Source organism: Streptomyces sp. S3(2020) (genome assembly GCF_013044505.1).
Lineage (GTDB): Bacteria > Actinomycetota > Actinomycetes > Streptomycetales > Streptomycetaceae > Streptomyces.
The window spans coordinates 1-997 of the sequence record NZ_JABERD010000535.1 but is presented as its reverse complement, the minus strand read 5'-3'; the positions used below and the strand labels follow the sequence as shown (position 1 = coordinate 997).

Below are 997 nucleotides of genomic sequence, written 5' to 3'. Positions count from 1 at the left end.
GGGGGGGGGGGGGGGGGTGGGGGGGGGGGGGGGGGGGGGGGGAGGCGGGCGGGCGGGGGAGCGGGGGGTCGGCGGGGGGGGGGAGGACGGCGACGCCGCGGGGGGGGGGGAGCGTGGTGGGCTGGGCCAGGTCGGGGGGCCAGTGCTCGGGGGCGAAGGTGAGGGTGGGCGGGGCGGCGGCGTGGCCGAGGGCGAAGTCGAGGACCGCCCGTCCCCCGGTCTGCACGTCCAGCGCGGCCCTCGTGGGGGTACGCCCTGGCCAAGGCCGAGCGGCTCTCCCGGGCCACCGCCGCGCTGGACGTGCAGACCGGGGGAGGGGAGGTCCTGGACTTCGCCCTCGGCAAGGCCGCGGCCTCGCCCACCCTCACCGTCGCCACCGAGGGCTGGCCGCCCAACGTGGCCAAGGCCACCACGCTGCTCCGCCCCCGCGGCGTCGCCGTCGTCGCCGCGCCCGAGGACGCCCCGCTGCCCTTCGCGGACGCGGCCTTCGACCTCGTCACCAGCCGCCATCCCGTCGCCCCCAACTGGCCGGAGATCGCACGTGTGCTCCAGCCGGGCGGCACCTACTTCGCCCAGCACGTGGGCCCGCGCAGTGTCTTCGAACTCGTCGAGCACTTCCTCGGCCCGCTCCCCGCCGAACAGAGCGCGGCCCGTCACCCCGACCGCGAACGCGCCGGCGCCGAGGCCGCCGGGCTCGACGTCGTCGATCTGCGTGCGGAGCGGCTGCGGATCGAGTTCCACGACATCGGGGCCGTCGTCCACTTCCTGCGCAAGGTGGTGTGGATGGTGCCGGGCTTCACCGTCGAGACGTACGAACCCCGACTCCGCGCCCTGCACGAGCGGATCGAGTCCGAGGGCCCGTTCGTCGCCCACAGCACCCGCCACCTCATCGACGCCCGCAAGCCCAAGCAGGCCCGATAAGCCGAGGCAGACCCTCGTACCCCCGCGTCAGCCCCCAGTCCCAGCCTCCACCCGACCCACCCTCACGCATGAGGCC

At 76.6% G+C, this 997-nt stretch carries 1 pseudogene; it reads left to right on the top strand.

From position 1 onward, the window contains the following. Positions 1-231: 231 nt before the first annotated feature. A pseudogene (locus HLK59_RS50180) lies at positions 232-921 on the top strand (methyltransferase domain-containing protein); the annotation flags it as partial. Positions 922-997 lie beyond the last annotated feature (76 nt).